At 69.3% G+C, this 18,084-nt stretch carries 20 protein-coding genes; 13 read left to right on the top strand and 7 right to left on the bottom strand.

Annotated elements, in window-relative coordinates; all coding sequences use genetic code 11:
• Positions 1 to 34: 34 nt before the first annotated feature.
• Positions 35 to 1,033, bottom strand: coding sequence for an alkaline phosphatase family protein (locus tag OH802_RS26030; RefSeq protein WP_406023291.1), 999 nt, complete (start codon positions 1,031 to 1,033; stop codon positions 35 to 37).
• 136 nt (positions 1,034 to 1,169) lie between these two features.
• Between OH802_RS26030 and murI the strand changes: the two genes are divergently transcribed.
• Positions 1,170 to 2,027, top strand: coding sequence for a glutamate racemase (murI, locus tag OH802_RS26025; protein ID WP_406029412.1), 858 nt, complete (start codon positions 1,170 to 1,172; stop codon positions 2,025 to 2,027).
• Positions 2,024 to 2,794 carry an MBL fold metallo-hydrolase gene (locus OH802_RS26020; RefSeq protein WP_406023290.1) on the top strand — a complete coding sequence of 257 codons (771 nt, stop codon included), beginning with the start codon at positions 2,024 to 2,026 and terminating at the stop codon, positions 2,792 to 2,794. Before murI ends, OH802_RS26020 begins: the two co-directional genes overlap by 4 nt.
• 118 nt (positions 2,795 to 2,912) lie before the next feature.
• Here the strand turns inward: OH802_RS26020 and OH802_RS26015 are convergent, their stop codons facing one another.
• Together OH802_RS26015 and OH802_RS26010 are read right to left on the bottom strand one after the other, a co-directional pair.
• Positions 2,913 to 3,599, bottom strand: coding sequence for a response regulator (locus OH802_RS26015; protein WP_406023289.1), 687 nt, complete (start codon positions 3,597 to 3,599; stop codon positions 2,913 to 2,915).
• Positions 3,596 to 4,756 (bottom strand): sensor histidine kinase, encoded by a 1,161-nt coding sequence (locus OH802_RS26010; RefSeq protein WP_406023288.1) that lies wholly within the window; start codon positions 4,754 to 4,756, stop codon positions 3,596 to 3,598. The genes OH802_RS26015 and OH802_RS26010 overlap by 4 nt, the downstream gene beginning before the upstream one ends.
• A gap of 133 nt (positions 4,757 to 4,889) precedes the next feature.
• On the opposite strand from OH802_RS26010, the gene OH802_RS26005 reads away from it, so the two are divergent.
• The 6 genes from OH802_RS26005 (at position 4,890) to OH802_RS25980 (ending at position 9,631) form a co-directional block, all read left to right on the top strand.
• Positions 4,890 to 5,819, top strand: a complete 930-nt coding sequence (locus OH802_RS26005; RefSeq protein WP_406023287.1) for an ABC transporter ATP-binding protein — start codon at positions 4,890 to 4,892, stop codon at positions 5,817 to 5,819.
• On the top strand, positions 5,816 to 6,655 hold the full coding sequence (locus OH802_RS26000; protein WP_406023286.1) for a hypothetical protein: 840 nt from the start codon (positions 5,816 to 5,818) through the stop codon (positions 6,653 to 6,655). The genes OH802_RS26005 and OH802_RS26000 overlap by 4 nt, the downstream gene beginning before the upstream one ends.
• 73 nt (positions 6,656 to 6,728) lie before the next feature.
• Positions 6,729 to 7,508, top strand: a complete 780-nt coding sequence (locus OH802_RS25995; RefSeq protein ID WP_406023285.1) for an SGNH/GDSL hydrolase family protein — start codon at positions 6,729 to 6,731, stop codon at positions 7,506 to 7,508.
• A gap of 9 nt (positions 7,509 to 7,517) precedes the next feature.
• Positions 7,518 to 8,225, top strand: a complete 708-nt coding sequence (rph, locus tag OH802_RS25990) for a ribonuclease PH (RefSeq protein ID WP_355018684.1) — start codon at positions 7,518 to 7,520, stop codon at positions 8,223 to 8,225.
• Positions 8,215 to 8,844 carry a non-canonical purine NTP pyrophosphatase gene (locus OH802_RS25985; RefSeq protein ID WP_406023284.1) on the top strand — a complete coding sequence of 210 codons (630 nt, stop codon included), beginning with the start codon at positions 8,215 to 8,217 and terminating at the stop codon, positions 8,842 to 8,844. The genes rph and OH802_RS25985 overlap by 11 nt, the downstream gene beginning before the upstream one ends.
• Before the next feature lie 19 nt (positions 8,845 to 8,863).
• Positions 8,864 to 9,631 (top strand): 2-phosphosulfolactate phosphatase, encoded by a 768-nt coding sequence (locus tag OH802_RS25980; protein ID WP_406023283.1) that lies wholly within the window; start codon positions 8,864 to 8,866, stop codon positions 9,629 to 9,631.
• On the opposite strand, the gene OH802_RS25975 is transcribed toward OH802_RS25980, so the two are convergent.
• From OH802_RS25975 to cls, 3 genes are read right to left on the bottom strand one after another with little or no spacing between them, the layout of a single operon-like run.
• On the bottom strand, positions 9,615 to 10,349 hold the full coding sequence (locus tag OH802_RS25975; protein WP_406023282.1) for a cytochrome c biogenesis CcdA family protein: 735 nt from the start codon (positions 10,347 to 10,349) through the stop codon (positions 9,615 to 9,617). The two genes, OH802_RS25980 and OH802_RS25975, sit on opposite strands and share 17 nt — an antisense overlap.
• Positions 10,346 to 10,819, bottom strand: coding sequence for a thioredoxin family protein (locus OH802_RS25970; RefSeq protein ID WP_406023281.1), 474 nt, complete (start codon positions 10,817 to 10,819; stop codon positions 10,346 to 10,348). Before OH802_RS25970 ends, OH802_RS25975 begins: the two co-directional genes overlap by 4 nt.
• Positions 10,820 to 10,870: 51 nt before the next feature.
• Entirely contained in the window at positions 10,871 to 12,325 is a 1,455-nt protein-coding gene (gene cls, locus OH802_RS25965; RefSeq protein ID WP_406023280.1) for a cardiolipin synthase, read from the bottom strand.
• 39 nt (positions 12,326 to 12,364) lie between these two features.
• Between cls and OH802_RS25960 the strand changes: the two genes are divergently transcribed.
• From OH802_RS25960 to OH802_RS25950, 3 genes are read left to right on the top strand one after another with little or no spacing between them, the layout of a single operon-like run.
• Positions 12,365 to 13,258 (top strand): alpha/beta hydrolase, encoded by an 894-nt coding sequence (locus OH802_RS25960; RefSeq protein ID WP_406023279.1) that lies wholly within the window; start codon positions 12,365 to 12,367, stop codon positions 13,256 to 13,258.
• A complete protein-coding gene (locus tag OH802_RS25955) occupies positions 13,255 to 13,899 on the top strand; it encodes a methyltransferase domain-containing protein (protein WP_406023278.1) in 645 nt (214 codons plus the stop codon). Before OH802_RS25960 ends, OH802_RS25955 begins: the two co-directional genes overlap by 4 nt.
• Before the next feature lie 19 nt (positions 13,900 to 13,918).
• The gene (locus tag OH802_RS25950; RefSeq protein WP_406023277.1) at positions 13,919 to 14,491 is read left to right on the top strand and encodes a hypothetical protein; all 573 of its coding nucleotides are present in this window, start codon (positions 13,919 to 13,921) and stop codon (positions 14,489 to 14,491) included.
• Positions 14,492 to 14,501: 10 nt separating this feature from the next.
• Here OH802_RS25950 and OH802_RS25945 read toward each other — a convergent pair whose 3' ends face one another.
• The gene (locus OH802_RS25945) at positions 14,502 to 15,740 is read right to left on the bottom strand and encodes an inositol monophosphatase family protein (protein WP_406023276.1); all 1,239 of its coding nucleotides are present in this window, start codon (positions 15,738 to 15,740) and stop codon (positions 14,502 to 14,504) included.
• Positions 15,741 to 16,146: 406 nt separating this feature from the next.
• On the opposite strand from OH802_RS25945, the gene OH802_RS25940 reads away from it, so the two are divergent.
• Positions 16,147 to 17,409, top strand: a complete 1,263-nt coding sequence (locus OH802_RS25940; RefSeq protein WP_406023275.1) for a DUF222 domain-containing protein — start codon at positions 16,147 to 16,149, stop codon at positions 17,407 to 17,409.
• Positions 17,410 to 17,561: 152 nt separating this feature from the next.
• The gene (locus tag OH802_RS25935) at positions 17,562 to 18,080 is read left to right on the top strand and encodes a ribose-5-phosphate isomerase (protein ID WP_350716267.1); all 519 of its coding nucleotides are present in this window, start codon (positions 17,562 to 17,564) and stop codon (positions 18,078 to 18,080) included.
• Positions 18,081 to 18,084 lie beyond the last annotated feature (4 nt).

Below are 18,084 nucleotides of genomic sequence, written 5' to 3'. Positions count from 1 at the left end.
CCTAAGTGAACCCGATGGCACCCCGGGCGAACGCTCAGCGAATGTCTAGTGACTGAGTTGAGTTCAGCGTGCTGCCGGGGATCGGGCCCAGGCCGAGCAGGTCCAGGGCCAGGTTGCCGAGGTCGCCGTTGCGGATCGGCTGCCTGCCGGCGTACGTCGGCCTGGTCGTCCCCGGTGCCCGGTAGTCGGGGTTGAGCCGGTAGAGCGAGGCGCCGCGGGTGACGCCGGGACCCCACACGACGAACGGGATCCGGTAGTTGGAGTAGAGGTGGGCACCGTGGTCCCTGGCGGCGGCCTTGAAGCCGTGGTCGGCGGTGAGGATGACGTACGTCGACCGCTTCAGCGTCGCCGAGGAGTCGATCGCCTTCAGCAGCTTGCCGATGCGGGCATCTGTGCGGATCACCGAGGCGCGGTAGGCCGCGCTCATCCCGCCGTCGCGGTGACCGTAGTGGTCGGGGGAGCCCAGGTGGACGAAGGTGAAGGCACGCTTGTTGGTCGCCAGGTCGGCGGCCGCCCGGCTGACCAGGTCGGCGTCGCCGTCGACCACGAACCGGTCGATCGTGGGCCAGGAGCGGTCGAAGATGCCGAACTTCGACTTCGATGCGAACAGGGCACTGCTCCGGCCGGTGCGCTCGACCTGGCTGAAGACCGATGAGACCGAGTGGCCGGCGGCCTCCTGCACCGTCATCCAGCGGCGGTCGTCGTTCCAGGTGACCCCGTGGCCGTGCGCGGAGCGGGTGATCCGGCGGCCGGTGACCATCGAGGTGTGGTTGGGCAGGGTGACGTTCTGCTCGTACTCGCTGCGCGCCTCGCGGGTCGAGGCGCCGCCGCGCATCAGCCGGTAGATGTTGGGCAGGTTGCCCGGGCCGAGCTTCTCGACCGCGGTCACGCTGAGACCGTCGACGGAGATCGCCAGCACCCGCTTCGTGGTCGCCGCCTGTGCGGGCCGCCCGGGCAGCTCAACGACCGCGAAGGTGACGCCCAACAGGGTGATCAGGACCATCAGCACCAGCGAGCGTCGAGAAATCGTCATAACCGGACGTTAACAACACCGATCCGGCCCGCTCATGAACGTGAGATGGATCTCGGGTATGTCTCGAGTGACCCCCAGCACTGCGAAGTTGCGCTGTTTGGGCCTAGCCTTGACGATCGTGCAGTCCGTCTCGTCCCTGGGTTCGCCCTCGTCCCTGGGTTCGCCCTCGCCCCTGGGTTCAGCCCAGCCCGACCGCGACGCCCCGATCGGGATCTTCGACTCGGGCTTCGGCGGTCTCACCGTGGCACGGTCGGTGATCGACCAGCTTGCTCACGAGTCGATCCTGTACGTCGGCGACACCGCCCGCGCGCCCTACGGGCCCAAGCCGATCGCCGAGGTGCGCGAGTACGCCCTGGAGTGCCTCGACCATCTCGTCGCGCAGGGCGTGAAGGCGCTGGTCATCGCGTGCAACTCGGCCTCGGCCGCGATGCTGCGCGATGCCCGGGAGCGCTACAAGCCGCTGCCCGTTGTCGAGGTCATCCTGCCGGCGACCCGCCGCGCCGTTGCGGCATCCCGCACCGGCCGGATCGGGGTCATCTGCACCCATGCGACCGCCGAGTCGATGGCGTACGACGATGCCTTCGCCGCGGCTCCCCATGTCTCGCTGCACACCCAGGCGTGCCCCCAGTTCGTCCCGTTCGTCGAGGCCGGCATCACCGGCGGCGACGAGCTCCTGGCCGCCGCGCACGAGTATCTGGACCCGCTGACCAGCGCCGGGGTCGACACGCTGATCCTCGGGTGCACCCACTATCCGCTCCTGACTGGTGTGATCTCCTATGTGATGGGCGACAACGTGACGCTGGTCAGCAGTGCCGAGGAGTCGGCGAAGGACGTCTACCGCGTCCTCGCCGAGCACGACCTGATGCGCGAGGGCGGCGAGCCGACCTACACGTTCCTCACCACCGGCAACCCCGCCGAGTTCAAGGCGATCGGTGCTCGGTTCCTGGGCCCGGAGCTCGCCGCCGCCCAGCAGTTCGCCGGAGGGATGGGATGACCTCCCGGATGCGGCTGACCGTCATCGGATGCTCGGGCTCCTATCCCGGGCCCGACAGCCCCGCCTCCTGCTATCTCGTCGAGGCCGACGACGAGGCCGGACGTACGTGGCGGATCGTGCTCGACATGGGCAACGGTGCGCTCGGGGTCCTGCAGCGCTACATCGACCCGCTGCTGATCGACGCGGTCCTGCTCTCGCACCTGCACGCCGACCACTGCGTCGACATGACCTCCTACTACGTGCTCCGCAAGTGGCACCCGACCGGCCCGCAGCCGCCGATCCCCGTCTACGGCCCCAAGGGCACCGGCCGGCGCCTGGCGAAGGCCTACGACCTGCCCAAGCGCCCCGGGATGCGCGAGGAGTTCGCGTTCTCGACCTACACCGGGCCGATCCATCTCGGCCCGTTCGTGATCACCCCGACTGCCGTGGAGCATCCGGTCGATGCGTACGGGCTCCGGATCGAGGCGCACGGCAAGGTCATCGCCTACAGCGGCGACACCGCCGAGACCGAGGCGCTGCTCGACATCGCCACCGACGCCGACCTGTTCGTCTGCGAGGCCGCCTTCCGCGACGGCGTCGACAACCCGCCCGGCGTGCACATCACCGGCGTTCACGCGGGGGAGTACGCCACCAAGGCCCATGTGAAGAAGCTGGTCGTCACCCACGTCCCGCCCTGGCATGACCCCGCCGACGCTCTCCGCGAGGCGCGCTCGGCGTACGACGGTCCGACCGAGCTGGCGGCGACCGGGGCTGTGTACGAGGTCTGAGGTCGGGTAGGGGATACCCGGTTAACCGGGTATCCCTGCACTTCTCAGGCGTTGCAACACCCGAGAAGTGCAGGAAAACCCCGAGCAGTGTGACGCATGTGGTCGGTGAGGCGAGCGCTCAGACCAGGCCGGCGTCGTGCACGGTGATCGCGATCTGGACGCGGTTGGTGGCACCGAGCTTGTCGAAGAGGCGCGACACGTGCGCCTTGACGGTCGGGATCGAGAGGTAGAGCTCCTTGGCGATCTCGGCGTTGCTCAGCCCGCGCCCGACGGCGAGGGCGACCTCGTGCTCGCGCTCGGTGAGCGCCTCGAGACGGCGGCTGGCGGCAGCGGCGCGCTCGCCGGTCGGCTCGGCGCGGAGCCGGGTGATCAGGGTGCGGGTGGCCTTGGGGGAGAGGATCGGCTCGCCGGAGGCGACCGCGCGGATGGCCGCGACGATCTCGGGCGGGGGCGTGTCCTTGAGCAGGAACCCGTCGGCGCCGGCGGCGAGGGCGTCGACGACGTACTCGTCGGCACCGAAGGTGGTCAGCACGATGACCCGCGGCGACCGTGACTCGGTGAGCACCCGCCGGGTGGCCTCGAGGCCGTTGATGCGGGGCATCCGGATGTCCATCAGCACCACGTCAGGGGCGGACGTACGCACCAGGGCGAGCGCCTCCTGGCCATCGGTCGCCTCGCCGACGACCTCGATGTCGGCCTGACCTCCGAGCATCAGCCCGAGGGCCGAACGTACCAGCGGGTCGTCGTCGACGATCCCCACCTTGATCTTGACCGGACTCTCTGGGCTGGTCCCTGGGCTGCTCACTGGCCCCACGGTAGCCATGCTTCGAGGATGAAGACATCCTTTTCCGTGCGGTGCGCGAGGCGTCCACCCGCCAGGTCGACGCGCTCGGTGAGCCCGACGAGGCCCAGCCCGGCGCCCGGCGTGTTGGAGTCGAAGCCGAGCCGGTTGCGCAGCAGCACCTCGATCCCGTGCTCCTCCGAGCCCTGCAGGGACACCTTCAGGGCCGCCCCGGGCGCGTGCTTGCGGGCGTTGGTGATGCCCTCCTGCACGACCCGGTAGATCGACCGCCCGACCGCCTCTGGCGGCGAGCCCTCGACGTCGTCATCGAAGGTGATGTTCATGCCGCCGGCACGGGCCTCCTCGATGAGGCGGCCGAGGTCGGCGTACGTCGGCTGGGGCGCGGTCTCGGGATCCTCGCCGTTGCCGCGCAGCACGCCGAGGACGGTCCGGAGGTCGTCGAGCGCCCGGTGGGCACCGTCGCGGATGGTGCCGACCTCGGCCCGCATCTGGTCGGCGGAGAGGTCCTCGCGGTAGGCGAGCGCGCCGGCCTGCATGGAGATGTGGGAGATGCGGTGGGCGAGCACGTCGTGCATCTCGCGGGCGATGCGCCGGCGCTCGGTCTCGCGGGCCTGGGAGACACGCAGTGCCTGCTCGGCCTCGGCGGTCTCGGCGCGGAGCCGGAGCGTGGCGATCAGCTCACGACGGGAGCCGATGTACATGCCCCAGGCGACCATCGCGGCGATGATCACCACGTTGGCTCCGAGGTTGAAGCCCCACAACGGGATGCCAGGGATCTCCTCCGCGGGGGTGGTCTCCATCACCGCGAACCAGAACATGCCCGCGGCGACGTTGAGCAGGGAGATCGGGATGATCTCGCGCCAGCGGCGCCGGGTCGCCAGCGAGACCAGGGCGAGGCTCGACGCCCCGGCGGAGAGGATCGAGAACCCCCCGGCGACGATGGTGAACGTCGCGATCGCCACCGGCCAACGTCGGCGCCAGAAGACCAGGACCATGCAGAGGACGCCGAGGCCGAGGTCGAGCAGGAAGCGCCACTCCGGCCACCCATCGGTGCTGGATATCAAGCCAAGGGCGCTGATCCCCAGCGCAAGGAGATACCTCCACACGTGCCCCCACAGGCTCAGACGTGGCTGATAGGCCTCGGGCGACGGTTGCTGCACGTCGTACACGCTAGTCAACCGAGGTCGGGGACACAGGATCCCGCGGTCGCGCCAGGCCCCATACTTTCGTCGGGTCGAGGGTCATCCGTATGTCCGATGCAGTCTGCGCCGGAGGCACGGCAGGATGTACGTCATGATCAAAGTCGAAGGACTGACGAGGGTCTATGGGACCTTCACCGCGGTCGACGACGTGTCGTTCACCGCCGAGGCCGGCAAAGTCACCGGCTTCCTCGGCCCGAACGGCGCGGGCAAGTCGACCTCCATGCGCATCATGGTCGGACTGACCAACCCCACCAAGGGTCGGGCAACGATCAACGGCAGCCTCTATGCCGACCTCCCCAACCCCGGCCGCCACGTCGGCGTGCTGCTCGACGCCAGCGCCCAGCACGACGGCCGCACCGGCCGCGAGGTGCTCACGCTCGCCGCGATGACGATGGGCCTGCCCAAGTCGCGCGTCGACGAGATGCTCGAGCTGGTCTCGCTGACGCCGTCGGAGGCGAAGCGCCGGATCAAGAACTACTCGCTGGGCATGAAGCAGCGTCTCGGCATCGCGCACGCGCTGATCGGTGACCCCAAGGTGCTGATCCTGGACGAGCCGGCCAACGGCCTGGACCCGGCGGGTATCCGCTGGATGCGTGGCCTGCTGAAGGAGTACGCCGACCGCGGCGGCACCGTCCTGCTCTCCTCCCACCTGCTGCACGAGGTCGAGCAGATCGCCGACGAGCTGATCCTCATCGGCAACGGCCGCATCGTGGCCGAGGGCACCAAGGACGCCATCCTCGCCGGCCAGGGCACCGCCGGCCAGTCGCTGGTCACCTCCCTGGACAACGAGGCGCTCACCGTGGCGCTCAAGGGCAAGGGCTACAGCGTCGAGCCGGTCGGCACCGGCATGCGCGTCTCCGCTCCGCCTGCCGAGGTCGGCAAGGCTGCCCTGGAGGCCAGCGTCGTGCTGACCGACCTGCGTGACGGCGGCGCCGGGCTCGAGGACATCTTCCTGCAGCTCACCGCCGCAACCCAGCGCGAGAGCGTCGCACCCATCCAGGCAGAAGGAGCCTCCGCATGAGCGCCGTATCCGTAGCGCCCTCCACCCCGCTCCCGGCGGTGACCAAGGTGCCGTTCGGCCGGCTCCTGCTGGTCGAGTGGCGCAAGATGACCGACACCCGGGCCGGACGCGCCCTGCTGATCATCTCGGCCGGCATGCTGCTGTTGGCCATGGGCATCGTGGTCCTGGTGGCCGCGCTCAACGAGACCTTCTCGCTCGGGCTCTCCGCCTGGTCCTCGATCCTGACTATCCCGCTCTCGCTGCTCACTCCGGTGCTGGCGATCATGATCGTCACCCAGGAGTGGGGCCAGCGCACCAACATGGTGACCTTCAGCCTCGAGCCGAGCCGGCTGCGGGTGATGGCGGCCAAGCTGGTCGCCGTCGTTGCGCTCGCGATCGCGCTGATCGCGGTCGCGCTGCTGTGCGGCATCGTCGGCAACGCGCTCGCTGCCGCTGTCGGCGGCTACGACGCGAGCTGGACGATCAACGGCGAGATGCTGGCCTGGACGATCGCGCAGCAGCTGCTCTACTTTGTGAGCGCCTTCGGTATCGCGATGTGCCTGCTCAGCACGCCGTTCTCGATCGTGGTCGTCTACGTCGACCAGCTGATCCTGCCGCTGATGGTGTGGTCGACGCTGTACTTCATCTTCGACTGGGCCGCCGACGTGATCCCGTTCGTCGACATGGGCTACGCGCTGTCGCCGTTCGCCGCGGGCGGCGGCACGATGCCTGACGGGGCTCAGCTCCCCGACATCGGTACGCAGCAGGTGCTCGCGCTGATCTGCAGCATCTTCCTGTGGGTCGTGCTGCCGGTCGTGCTGGGTGCCTACCGGGTGCTCAAGTCCGAGGTGAAGTAGTTCATCGGACTGTTCGCGACACGACACGCGGGGGTGGGTGCTTCGGCACCCGCCCCCGTCACCGTTGTGAGACGTGGGCAACTACCTGCGTTACGCGGCGCTGGGCGACAGCGCCACCGTTGGCCTCGGCGACCCGGTCTCCACCGGTTGGCGAGGATGGGCCCGGCTTCTCGCCGAGGCTCTGGGACAGACGTACGACATCTCCTTCTGCAACACCGCGGTGATCGGTGCGACCTCGACCGTGGTGGTCGAGCAGCAGCTCGCCGACGCGGTGGCGCACCGGCCCGATGTGGCCTCGCTGATCGTCGGGGTCAACGACGTGATGCGGTCCGGCTGGGACACCGAGCGACTCCGCAACGATCTGATGACCTGCGCCGATGCGCTCGCGGGCCCGGGTGCGCTGCTGATGACGGCGCGCTTCCACGATCATTCGGTGATGTGGCCGATGCCGGGCTGGGTGAAGCGGTCGATCCAGCGGCGTACGGCCGATCTCAACGCCATCTGGGACGAGGTCCATGCCACCTACGGTGGTCTGCGGCTGGACCTGGGTGCGGTTCCCGACCTGCACGAGCGGAGGTTCTGGGCCGCCGACCGGCTGCATCCCTCCGAGCTCGGCCACCGGCGGATGGCGCGTGCGTTCGGCGAGCAGCTGGTGACGTACGGCTTCACCTTCGAGCCGCCTAGCCTCGAGCCGGCCGGCGGGCTGCCGACCACCTGGCGGCAGGATCTGGCCTGGATGGCTGGTGAGGGTGTGCCGTGGATGGGTCGGCGGGCACGGGATCTGGGGCCGTGGGTCGTACGCCGGGCATGGGCTCGACCCAGCGGTGAACCCAGTCGGGAGAGCGTTGCATAGGGTGGTCTCGTGACCACACGAGCTGACGGGCGCGCCGACGACGAGCTGCGCCCCATCAAGATCACCCGCAACTGGCTCGACCACGCGGCCGGTTCCGTCCTCATCGAGTTCGGCAAGACCCGCGTCCTGTGCGCCGCCTCGGCCTCCGAGGGCGTGCCGCGCTGGCGCAAGGGCTCCGGGCTGGGCTGGGTGACGGCGGAGTACGCCATGCTGCCGGCCTCGACCCACGAGCGCTCCTCGCGCGAGTCGGTGAAGGGCAAGATCGGCGGACGTACGCACGAGATCTCGCGCCTCATCGGGCGCTCGCTGCGCGCCGTGATCGACTACAAGGCCCTGGGCGAGAACACGATCAACATCGACTGCGACGTGCTGCAGGCCGACGGCGGGACGCGTACGGCAGCCATCACCGGCGCCTATGTCGCGCTGTCCGACGCGGTGGCCTCGCTGGGCGTGCAGAAGGCGCTGACCGGCTCCGTCGCGGCGATCTCGGTCGGGATCATCGACGGTGTGCCGCGCCTCGACCTCCCCTACGAGGAGGACGTGCGCGCCGAGACCGACATGAACATCGTGATGACCGGCGAGGGCAAGTTCGTCGAGGTGCAGGGCACCGCCGAGGGCGTCGCCTTCGACCGCGCCGAGCTCGACGCCCTGCTGGCGCTGGGCGAGAAGGGCTGCGCCGACCTGACCAAGCTGCAGGAGGCCGCACTTGCCGGCTGAGCCGAAGATCCACGTCGCCTCGCGCAACGCCAAAAAGCTTGAGGAGATGTTCCGGATCCTCTCGCCGCTGGTGCCCGGGGTCTCGGTCGTCGGCCTCGACGACGTCACCCACTACGACGAGCCGGTCGAGGACGCCCCGACGTTCGAGGGCAACGCGCTGATCAAGGCGCGGGCCGGGTACGCGGCCACCGGTCTGCCGACCGTCGCGGACGACTCCGGTCTCTGCGTCGACGCGCTCAACGGGATGCCCGGGGTGCTCTCGGCACGCTGGGGCGGCCCGCCGCTGGGCTCGAAAGATTTGGCGGACGAGCGCAACAACGAGCTGCTCCTGGCTCAGCTCTCCGACGTGCCCGACGAGCGCCGCGGCGCCCACTTCGCCTGTGCGATCGCCTTCGTCTGGGACGGTGGCGAGATCGTCGTCGAGGGCCGCATGGACGGCCGGATCATCCGCGAGGTCCGCGGTGACGGCGGCTTCGGCTACGACGTCCTGTTCGTCGCGGTCGACACCGAGGACGGACGTACGTCTGCCGAGCTGTCGATCGCGGAGAAGGACGCCATCTCCCACCGCGGTCGCGCCCTGCGCGAGATCTCCCCGAAGATCGCCGCCGCACTCGGCTAGGGGTCACTAGCCTCGGCGGGTGACCACCTTCGACGCGCAGCACCGTCAGCACGGCTACCGGTTCCGCCTCGAGTGGGGGCCGGTGGGCGCCGAGGCGATCGGCCCGGTGGACATCGCCGTCGTGGTGGACGTGCTCTCGTTCACCACGACGCTGACGGTCGCCGTCGAGCGCGGGATCGAGGTGTTCCCGTTCCGGTGGCGGGACGACCGGGCGGAGGCGTACGCACGCGAGCACGACGCCGTTCTCGCGGTGCAGCGTCAGGACGCGGTGCCGGGCCGGCCCTCGCTCTCGCCCGCGTCGCTGCGCCAGGCCGAGGGCGTCCGGCGGCTCGTGCTGCCCTCGCCCAACGGCTCTACGATCAGCACCCTGCTCGCCGACGGAGGTGCCACGGTCGTCGGTGCCTCGCTCCGCAACCGCACCGCGGTCGCCGAGTGGCTGGCTCCTCGCTGCGCCGAGGGCGCGAGCGTCGCGTTCATCGCGTCGGGGGAGCGCTGGCCGGACGGCACGCTCCGCCCCGCGGTCGAGGATCTCTGGGGTGCCGGCGCGGTCCTGGCCGCTCTCGACCCGGACGATCTCTCGCCCGAGGCCGCGATGGCGCGCGACGCGTTCCGGGCCGCAGATCTCCCGGACGCGCTCCATGCCTGCTCCGGTGGGCGGGAGCTGGCCGCGAAGGGCTACGCCGACGATGTGGTCGTGGCCTCCGAGGTGGACGGCTCGTCGGTGGTGCCGCTCCTGCGCGGCCGGTCGTTCGCGTCGGCCACAGGCGGGCTCACTGATCCGTGCTGAGCCGACCCTCCAGACCGATCTGCCAGTCGAAGACCCCCTGCTCCACGAGCAGGGCGAGCAGGGCCTTGTCCAGCCCGGTCGCGATCGCGACGCCGATGAGCACGAGGACGACGCCGAGCACCTTGTGGAACGCGCCCTCGGGGTCGATCGCCCACCTGAGCCGGGCGATCAGCGCCCGCCCACCCGCCATGACCGCGGCCAGCAGGAGCGTCAGGCCTGCTACGTACGCGAGCAGGTAGCCGAGCCCGCGCAGCGGCTCAGCCGGAAGGATGGCGGCCACGATCAAGGCGTACGTCGGGCTGCAGGCGCTGAAGACCGGCCCCATGCTCGCGCCCAGGAGGATGTCGCCGCCGATCCCGCGACGGGTGCTCGCCCGGGCCAGACGCTCCTGGGCGCGCGATCCGAGCCCGAGCCGGAACGCCACCGCGTCCCACAGCCGTGGCCAGATCATCACGACACCGAAGAGCGCCACGATCACACCCGAGACGACGCTCCAGAACCGTGGCGGGACGTCGATCAAGAGGGTCGTCGACTTGAGCAGGACGCTGAACACGATGACGGAGACGCCGAGCGCGGCCACCGCCACCCACGGCCGTCGCTCGCCGGTCCCGCGGGAGAGGCCGTACCCACGGGAGAATATGGCCGGCACGAACGCCACCACGCACGGGGCGAGCACCGAGAGCGCTCCGGCGAGGAACGACGCGAGCAGCAGCGTCACCGGGTGTTCTCGAGAATGGCCTCGACCGACTTGTCCTGGCCGTAGCCCGACCAGAGCTTGACCGTCTTGCCGGCGGGGTCGACGCGTACGAAGGTCGACTGGATCGTCACCCCGTGCTGCTTGCGCAGGTCGGTCGCGGAGTCGTAGTCGACCTTCAGGATCTGTGCCCCGTCAGGCACCTCGCCGCTCTTGATCGCCTCCTCGAACCCGCGGCACTCGGGACACCAGGGTGCGTGGAAGAAGAGGATCGTGTCGGTGTAGCACTCGTCGGCGACGGCCGCCTCGGAGTAGTCGGAGTAGCGTCCCGTTGCCTCGCACGAGGGGGACGGGTCGTTCCCGGCTGCGGGCGAGGTGGGCGACGTGCTCGCGCTGGTGGTGGGCGATGCCGAGTCATCGGCGGTCTCCGCCGAGCCGCAGCCGACGGTCACCGCGCAGAGGATGGTCAACAGGGCCAGGATTCGGGTGCTCACGGGCATGGGTTCGGAGCGTACGTTCCCGCGGACTGGTGTGTGCAGGAGACTTCATTGGAGAGCGGCGGTCAGGCGCAGCACGTTGTCGACGTACGCCGCGACCTTCGGCCGCGCGAGCCACTCCTCGAGCAGCAGCTCGCGGGAGATGGTCCGGTAGCTGTCCTCGACCTTCCGCAGCTGTGCCACCGGTTCGCCGTCGAAGAGCATCAGCGAGATCTCGTAGTTGAGGGCGAAGGAGCGCATGTCCATGTTGCTCGAGCCGAGTACGGCGACCTCGTCGTCGATGCTGAAGTGCTTGGAGTGCAGGACGGCGGGCTTGGGGTAGAGGTAGATGCGGACACCGGCCTTCAGCAGCGCCTCGTAGTAGGAGCGCTGGGCGTGGTAGACCATGAACTGGTCCTTGCCCTCGCTGACGAAGAGCTCGACCTCGACGCCGCGGCGGGCGGCGGTGGTGACCGCGTAGAGGAGCGACTCGTCGGGCACGAAGTAGGGGCTGGTGATCGAGATCCGCTTCTTGGCGGCGTACATGAGGTGGGTGAACGCGCGCAGGTTGTTCTCGGCGTCGACACCCGGTCCGCTGGGCACGATCTGACCGGTCACGTCGCCGGCGCGCGGCGCGGTGGCGGCCAGCTCGGACCGCAGCAGCTCCCCGGTCTCGGTGTCCCAGTCGCTGGCGAACACGACGTTCAGCGCAGTCACCAGCGGACCCTCGATCCGGGCGTTCAGCTCGACCCACTCCCGGCCGGCCCGGTGGTTCTTGGGCTTGTTGTAGCCGGGCTCGATGAGGTTCTGCGAGCCCGTGAACGCGACCCGGCCGTCGACGACCAGGAGCTTGCGGTGGTTGCGCAGGTCGGGGCGGCGGATCTGGCCGCGGAGGGGGTCGATCGGCAGCAGCGGGTGCCAGTCGATGCCGGAGGCGTTGAGCCGCTTGACGAGCGGTCGCCAGAGCGGGATGCCGCGCGAGCCCAGGTGGTCGAGGAGGAGCCGGACGCTCACCCCACGCGCCGCGGCCCGGTCGAGGGCGTCGAAGAACGGCTCGGTCATGTGGTCGCAGGCGGTGATGTAGAACTGCACGTGCACGTACGTCTCGGCCTCGTCTACCGCGGCCGTCATCGCCTCGATGGAGGCGGCGTAGTCGTCGATCAGATCGATCAGGTTCCCCGCCGTGGCAGGCAGCGAACCGAGCCGCTCGTTCAGCTCGATCGTGGCCGCGTCGACCTCGGAGATCGTCTTCTGGTGCGGCGTCCTCGGTAGGCCGCGTACGTAGCTCAGCACCTCCTCGTTGAGCGCCCGCTGCCGCTCGTGACGCCGGCGATCCAGCCGGGTCTGACCGAGCAGCAGGTAGCCGATCAGGCCGATTCCCGGGATGAAGAAGATGGCCAGCAGCCACGCCATCGCACTGCTCGGACGCCGGTTCTTCGGCACCACCCCGAGCGCGATGATCTTGACCAGCAGGTCGATGATGTAGATCGAGGTCCCCATGACCCCCGCCACTGTCATGCGCATCAGCATGCACCACCGCCACTCGTGTGGGAATCTTCTGACATGGTTCGACTCTTCCCTGCCGCCCGCCGTGCCATCGCTGCCGAGGAGGCCTCGCCGCCGGTCTGGGAGGTCGACGTCGCCGCCCAGCGCGACCAGGCCCGCAAGCTGGCCGCGGCCGAGGCGAAGGAGGAGGTCGCGGAGGTCGCCGGGATCGACGCCGACGGGGTTCCGTGCCGGCTCTACACCCCCGAGGACGTACGCGAGGGGGTGATCGTCCACCTCCACGGCGGTGGCTTCGTCTTCAACGACGTCGAGGTCCACGACGCCGCGTGCCGGCGGCTGGCCAACCGGAGTGGGCTGCGGGTGTTGTCGGTCGACTACCGCAGGCCTCCGGAGCACCCCTATCCGGCGGCTCCCGACGACGTCGACACGGTCGTCAAGTGGCTGGGCAACGACTCGCTGCTGAGTACGTTGCCGGCGTACGTCCACGGCGACAGCGCCGGCGGCAACCTCGCCCTCGTCGCGGCGCTGCGCAACCCGGGCGTCTTCGGCGCGATGGTGCTCGTCTACCCGTTCCTCGACCCGTCGATGAGCACCCCGGGCTACGCGATGGAGGACGGCTGGAACGAGGAGGCGGCGTGGTACTGGAAGCAGTACGCCGCCACCGAGGCCGATCTCCGCAACCCCGACCTCGGCCCCTATCTCGCCTCTGACCCGGAGCTTCGCGGCCTGCCGCCGACGCTGATCGTCAGCGCCGAGGGCGACATCCTCACCGACGAGAACGAGGACTTCGCGCTCCGGCTGGCCGATCTCGGCGTCGAGGTGGTCGCCTTCCGTGCGGTCGGCCAGATCCACGGTTTCTGGCGCCACGGTCAGACCTTCCCGGCCGCGGAGTCAGTGATGGCGATGACCGCTGCCTTCTTGAGCCAGCACAGCATGCGGGGACGTCAGTGACGGAGCCCTACGACGTCACCGAGGTCCGGGCTGCCTACGACACCGTCTCCAAGGCGTACGCCGAGATCGTCGACCCGACGATCACCGAGACCTCCTTCGACGCCGGTGTCCTCGACACGTTCGTCAGCTACGTACGCAAGGACGGTGGCGGGCTGGTCGGCGACATCGGCTGCGGGCCCGGGCGGGTGACGGCCTATCTGGCCGAGCGGGGGATCGACGTCTTCGGGGTCGACCTGTCGACGGGCATGATCGCGCAGGCCAAGGAGCGGCATCCGGCGCTCCGGTTCGAGGTCGGCGACATGGCGCGCCTCCCGCTCCGCGACGGTGAGCTCGCCGGGGTGCTGGCCTGGTACTCGCTCATCCACACCCCGCCCGCGCGCCGGCCCGAGGTCATCGCCGAGCTCGCCCGGGTCACCCGCCGCGGCGGCCGGTTCGTGACCGCGTTCCAGGTCGGGGACGAGCACGTACGCCACATCGGCGCCTATGGCCACGACGTCACCTTCGATGGCTACCGGCTCCCTGTCGAGGCGACCAGCGCCCTGCTCGAGGAGGCGGGTTTCGAGGTCACCGCGACGGTGGTGCGCTCCGCCGAGGACTGGGAGCGGACGCCGCAGGCGTATCTCGTCGCGCGCCGTCGCTGACGACCGATAGGTTGCGCCCATGACGCAGCAGCCGTACCACGTCCCCCGCTTCTTCCTCCGCCAGAAAGTGACGCCCTTCACCAACAAGTACGTCGCTCAGGCCGCCAACGCCGACGGCTCCGAGGGGCAGGTGCTCGCCTTCGCGCAGCAGAAGCGGCTGGCGTTCAAGGAGCAGGTGACGTTCTACGCCGACGAGTCGAAGTCGCAGGCGGTCTTCGCGTTCAAGGCGCGTGCGGTGATGGACCTCAACGCAGGCTACGACGTCACCGACCCGAGCGGTGCGGCGCTGGGCTTCTTCCGCAAGGACTTCGGCAAGAGCCTGCTGCGCTCGACGTTCCAGGTCGAGGGTCCGGGCTACGCCGGCTCCGGTCAGGAGCGCAACCAGGTGATCGCCATCCTGCGCCGCTTCACCGAGCTCGACTTCCTCCCGATCCACTTCGACTACGTGTCCTCCGAGGGTCAGCCGCTGGTCTCGATCGAGCGCCGCTTCGCCTTCCGCGACAAGTACACGGTCACCGTCCACGACCCGCGCGTCGACTTCCGGGTCGCTGCTGCCCTCGCGGTCGCGATGGACGCGCTGATGCAGCGCTGAGCCGCTCGGCTCAGGCTGGGCTCGTTCGGTCCGGGTCCGCCGCCGCCAGGTGCGGGCGGACCAGGTCCAGCAGCAGCTGGTGGGTGGCCGCGTCGGCCGCGGCGATCATCCCGCGGCCGGTGTGGATCGGGTCGCCGTTGAGGTCGGTGACGACGCAGCCGGCGGCCTGGCACAGTGCGATGCCGGCGGTGAAGTGGACGCTTCCCTCGAGGTGGCCGTCGGTGACGTACGCCGCCCGCCGGCCGGCCGCGACCCAGGCGACCGCGAGGGTGGAGGACATCACGCGCGGGCCGAACTGGGCTCGCAGGCGCGGGTCGGCGACGAGCTGCCCGCCGACGAACGGCCGGTCGAGCGGGCCGTCGCACTGGATGTCGACGAGCCGGGTGCGGGGGCTCGGGGTCAGGACGGTGTCCCCGCCGCCCTGGCGCAACCAGGCGGAGGTCGCGTCGGTCCAGAAGATCTCTTCGCTGATCGGATCCGTCGAGACCGCCGTCTCGACGCCGTCGGGTGTTACGAGCGCGACGTTCACCGCGGCGAGCGGGGTCTGGGCGGCGTAGTTGAGGGTCCCGCAGAGCGGGTCGACCAACCATCGCCGCTCGCTGTCGCCGCTGCGCCCGGTCTCCTCGCCCTCGAAGGCGTCCTCGGGCCGGTACGTCGCGATCGTCTCCCGGATCGCCTTCTCCGAGGCGATGTCCGCCTCGGTCGCGAAGTCGGTCGGGGACTTGTCGAAGTGGCTCAGGTCGGTGCCGTACATCTCTCTGACGACCGCTGCCCCCGCGGTAGCGGCCGCGATCGCGACGGCTTGGTCCGGGAACGCCGCCCGGAACGCGTCGATCGCGGGGTCGGGGGACTCCTCCGGCTCGTCGCCGATGAACACCGCCACCACCTCGGCCTCGGGATCCTCGGTCAGCGCCGGCAGGATCCTGTCGCGCCAGCTCCGCACGTTGGGATGGTCGTAGTCGACGTACGCCTCCGCAGGCGAGAGGAGCTCGATCGCCCGCTCGAGCTCGTCTCGGGACAGCCGGTACGCCGCGGTTCCGCGCTTGTGACCGACGACTGTCGCGATCACCACGGCCGGGAGGCGGTGGCCGTAGGCGTTGACCAGGGGGAAATGTTCTGGCTTGTGGTCGGGTGCTGTCGATGGGCGGAGGCCGACGCCGTGGGCGTTCGGGGGCGTCCAGCCGTCGATCGCTGACTCGAACCTTGATCTTGCCGCGAGGATCTCGTCCATCGTCGTCCAGTGGTCCACGGTGGGGGAATCTATCGGTGCCTTCGTCTTTCGCGGACTGCTTTTCGGGGTTGGGGTTGGCCGCCGACCCGTTTTCGAGGGTCTTCTCGATCTGGACCGGCGTCAAGGACGCCCTTCGGGCGCCGGCTTCGCCGGCCGCTTCGCGGTCCTGGACTCCGGACCAGATCGAGAAAGGAATTGGCTGGCTATCGGGGCGGCGGCCCGGGTGTGGCGCGGAGAGATCTTGCTCGAGACGGGTGATGTTGATGGGGCGGGAGGGTGGCCCTTCGGGCCACTTACCATCCAAAGAGGCGAGGTCGTTCGCTCGCCGCGAAAATAGTCGTTGAACTGGTCAAATAGGTGGAAACTGGAGTGCAGGCGGCGTAGAATCAGACCCATCACAACACCCGTTTGAAGGGATGGATCGATGAGTCTCGGCCGCGACATCGACCACTGGGGCACCAACCCCGGCGACGCGATCGACGCTGCCTTGAAGGCCATCGAGACCGCCCTCCAAGAACTCCTCGCGACCGATCCCACCTACTGGCGCACTGGGCAGAAGAAAGACCTGCTGGAACGGTTGGAGAAGCTCCAGGCCCAACAAGCCGCGTTGAAACTCCGGGTGCTCGCGTCTGCCGGTGACATCGCTGAGGAGACCGGTGCCAAGGACGCCTCCGGGTGGATGCGGACCAACCTCCTGGTCGACAAGGCTGTCGCCCGCTCGCAGATCAAGCTCGCAACCGGTGTCGCGAAGTACGACCTCGTGGCCACTGGCCTGGCCGAAGGTGTGGTGTCCCAGGACAAGGCGCGGGTGATCACCCAGGCCCTCGATGCCATCGAGACCGATCCGGCCGCCAGCAGCGAGGACCTGGTCCTGGCCGAGAAACTGCTCGTCGACCATGCGACCCGCCTCACCGCGAACGAGCTGAAGATCGTCGGACGACGGATCCTCGCCGAGATCGACCCCGAACGATTCGAAGCCGCCGAAGCCAAAGCCCTCCAACGGGAGGAGGAGCACGCCCAACGGCGCACCTTCTTCTCCTCCCGCGACAACGGCGACGGCACCATCGACATCCACGCCCGCGTCTCCCGCACTGTCGGGATGCGGCTCCGCACCCAGTTGGACGCGCTGGCCCAGCCGCGGAAGCTCTCGGCCGAGAACCGCGGCCGCAAGGCCCCCTATGACCGGCTCCTGGGTCAGGCCTTCGCCCGCATCATCGAGACCTACGACGTCAACAACTTGCCCCGCCACGGTGGCCACGGCACCACGGTGTTCATCACCATGAACGTCGATGACCTCCGCAAAGACCTCGGCACCGCAGTCCTCGGCTTCGCCGGCGAGCAGATCACCGCCGCCGAAGCCCGCCGGATGGCCTGCAACGCCGACCTCGTCCCGGTCGTGTTGGGCACCGACTCCGAGATCCTCGACTTCGGACGCACCGCCCGGTTGGCGTATCCGATCCAACACCGTGCACTCCGGCTACGGGACAAGTGTTGCCAAGCCGAAGACTGCGACGCACCAGCAGCCTGGACCGAGGCCCACCACCTCAAACCCTGGTCGGAAGGCGGCCTCACCAACCTGGCCAACATGGTCCTGCTCTGCGCGAGCGACCATCGCCGAATCCATGACCCCACCTACGGGTATGAGCGACTTCCGGATGGGCGGATCCGGTTCGCCCGACGTACCTGAGCGAGCTGCTCTGGCGCGACCGCTCACCCGTGCGTCCTTACTCCGGGATCCGGCGAGAACACCCTCCGTAACGGGTCGGCGGCCTCAGCCCAACAAGAGACACCAACCCACCAAATCCGAAGATGGGCCAGCGGTAAGAGAGGATGGGCGGCATGCGCGTCCACATCGGCTGTGACCATGCCGGTCTCGAACTGAAGTCCCACCTGATCAACCGTCTGACGGAGCTCGGCTACGAGCCTGTCGACCATGGCCCGTTCGTCTACGACGCACTCGACGACTACCCGGTCTTCTGCATCCGGGCGGCCGAAGGTGTGGCCCGGGATCGGGAGCAGGGGCTGGACAGCCTCGGGGTCGTGATCGGGGGGTCGGGCAATGGTGAGCAGATGGCGGCCAACAAGGTGACCGGCATCCGCTGCGCGCTCGCGTGGAGCGAGGAGACCGCCAAGCTCGCCCGTGACCACAACAATGCCCAGGTGGTCGCGGTGGGCGGCCGGATGCACAGCCTCGAGGACATGACGAAGTTCGTCGAGATCTTCCTGGCCGAGCCGTTCAGCGAGGACGAGCGGCACGTACGCCGCATCGACCAGCTCCACGCCTACGACGCCGACGGCGTACGCCCGCCGCTTCCCGACTCGGCCAAGGGCCTGGGGCCCGCCGAGGACCAGGACTGATCCG

Origin of the sequence: Nocardioides sp. NBC_00850, from assembly GCF_045207335.1 — a bacterium.
Lineage (GTDB): Bacteria > Actinomycetota > Actinomycetes > Propionibacteriales > Nocardioidaceae > Nocardioides.
Note: the sequence above shows the minus strand (reverse complement) of the source record. Positions and strands in the feature narration are given on the sequence as shown.

Coding starts and splice junctions, on each gene's coding strand:
- OH802_RS25940 (WP_406023275.1), top strand. CDS start 16,147: ATGAGTCTCGGCCGCGACATCGACCACTGGGGCACCAACCCCGGCGAC.
- OH802_RS25950 (WP_406023277.1), top strand. CDS start 13,919: ATGACGCAGCAGCCGTACCACGTCCCCCGCTTCTTCCTCCGCCAGAAA.
- OH802_RS25960 (WP_406023279.1), top strand. CDS start 12,365: ATGGTTCGACTCTTCCCTGCCGCCCGCCGTGCCATCGCTGCCGAGGAG.
- OH802_RS26005 (WP_406023287.1), top strand. CDS start 4,890: ATGATCAAAGTCGAAGGACTGACGAGGGTCTATGGGACCTTCACCGCG.
- OH802_RS26000 (WP_406023286.1), top strand. CDS start 5,816: ATGAGCGCCGTATCCGTAGCGCCCTCCACCCCGCTCCCGGCGGTGACC.
- OH802_RS25935 (WP_350716267.1), top strand. CDS start 17,562: ATGCGCGTCCACATCGGCTGTGACCATGCCGGTCTCGAACTGAAGTCC.
- cls (WP_406023280.1), bottom strand. CDS start 12,325: ATGCGCATGACAGTGGCGGGGGTCATGGGGACCTCGATCTACATCATC.
- OH802_RS26020 (WP_406023290.1), top strand. CDS start 2,024: ATGACCTCCCGGATGCGGCTGACCGTCATCGGATGCTCGGGCTCCTAT.
- OH802_RS26030 (WP_406023291.1), bottom strand. CDS start 1,033: ATGACGATTTCTCGACGCTCGCTGGTGCTGATGGTCCTGATCACCCTG.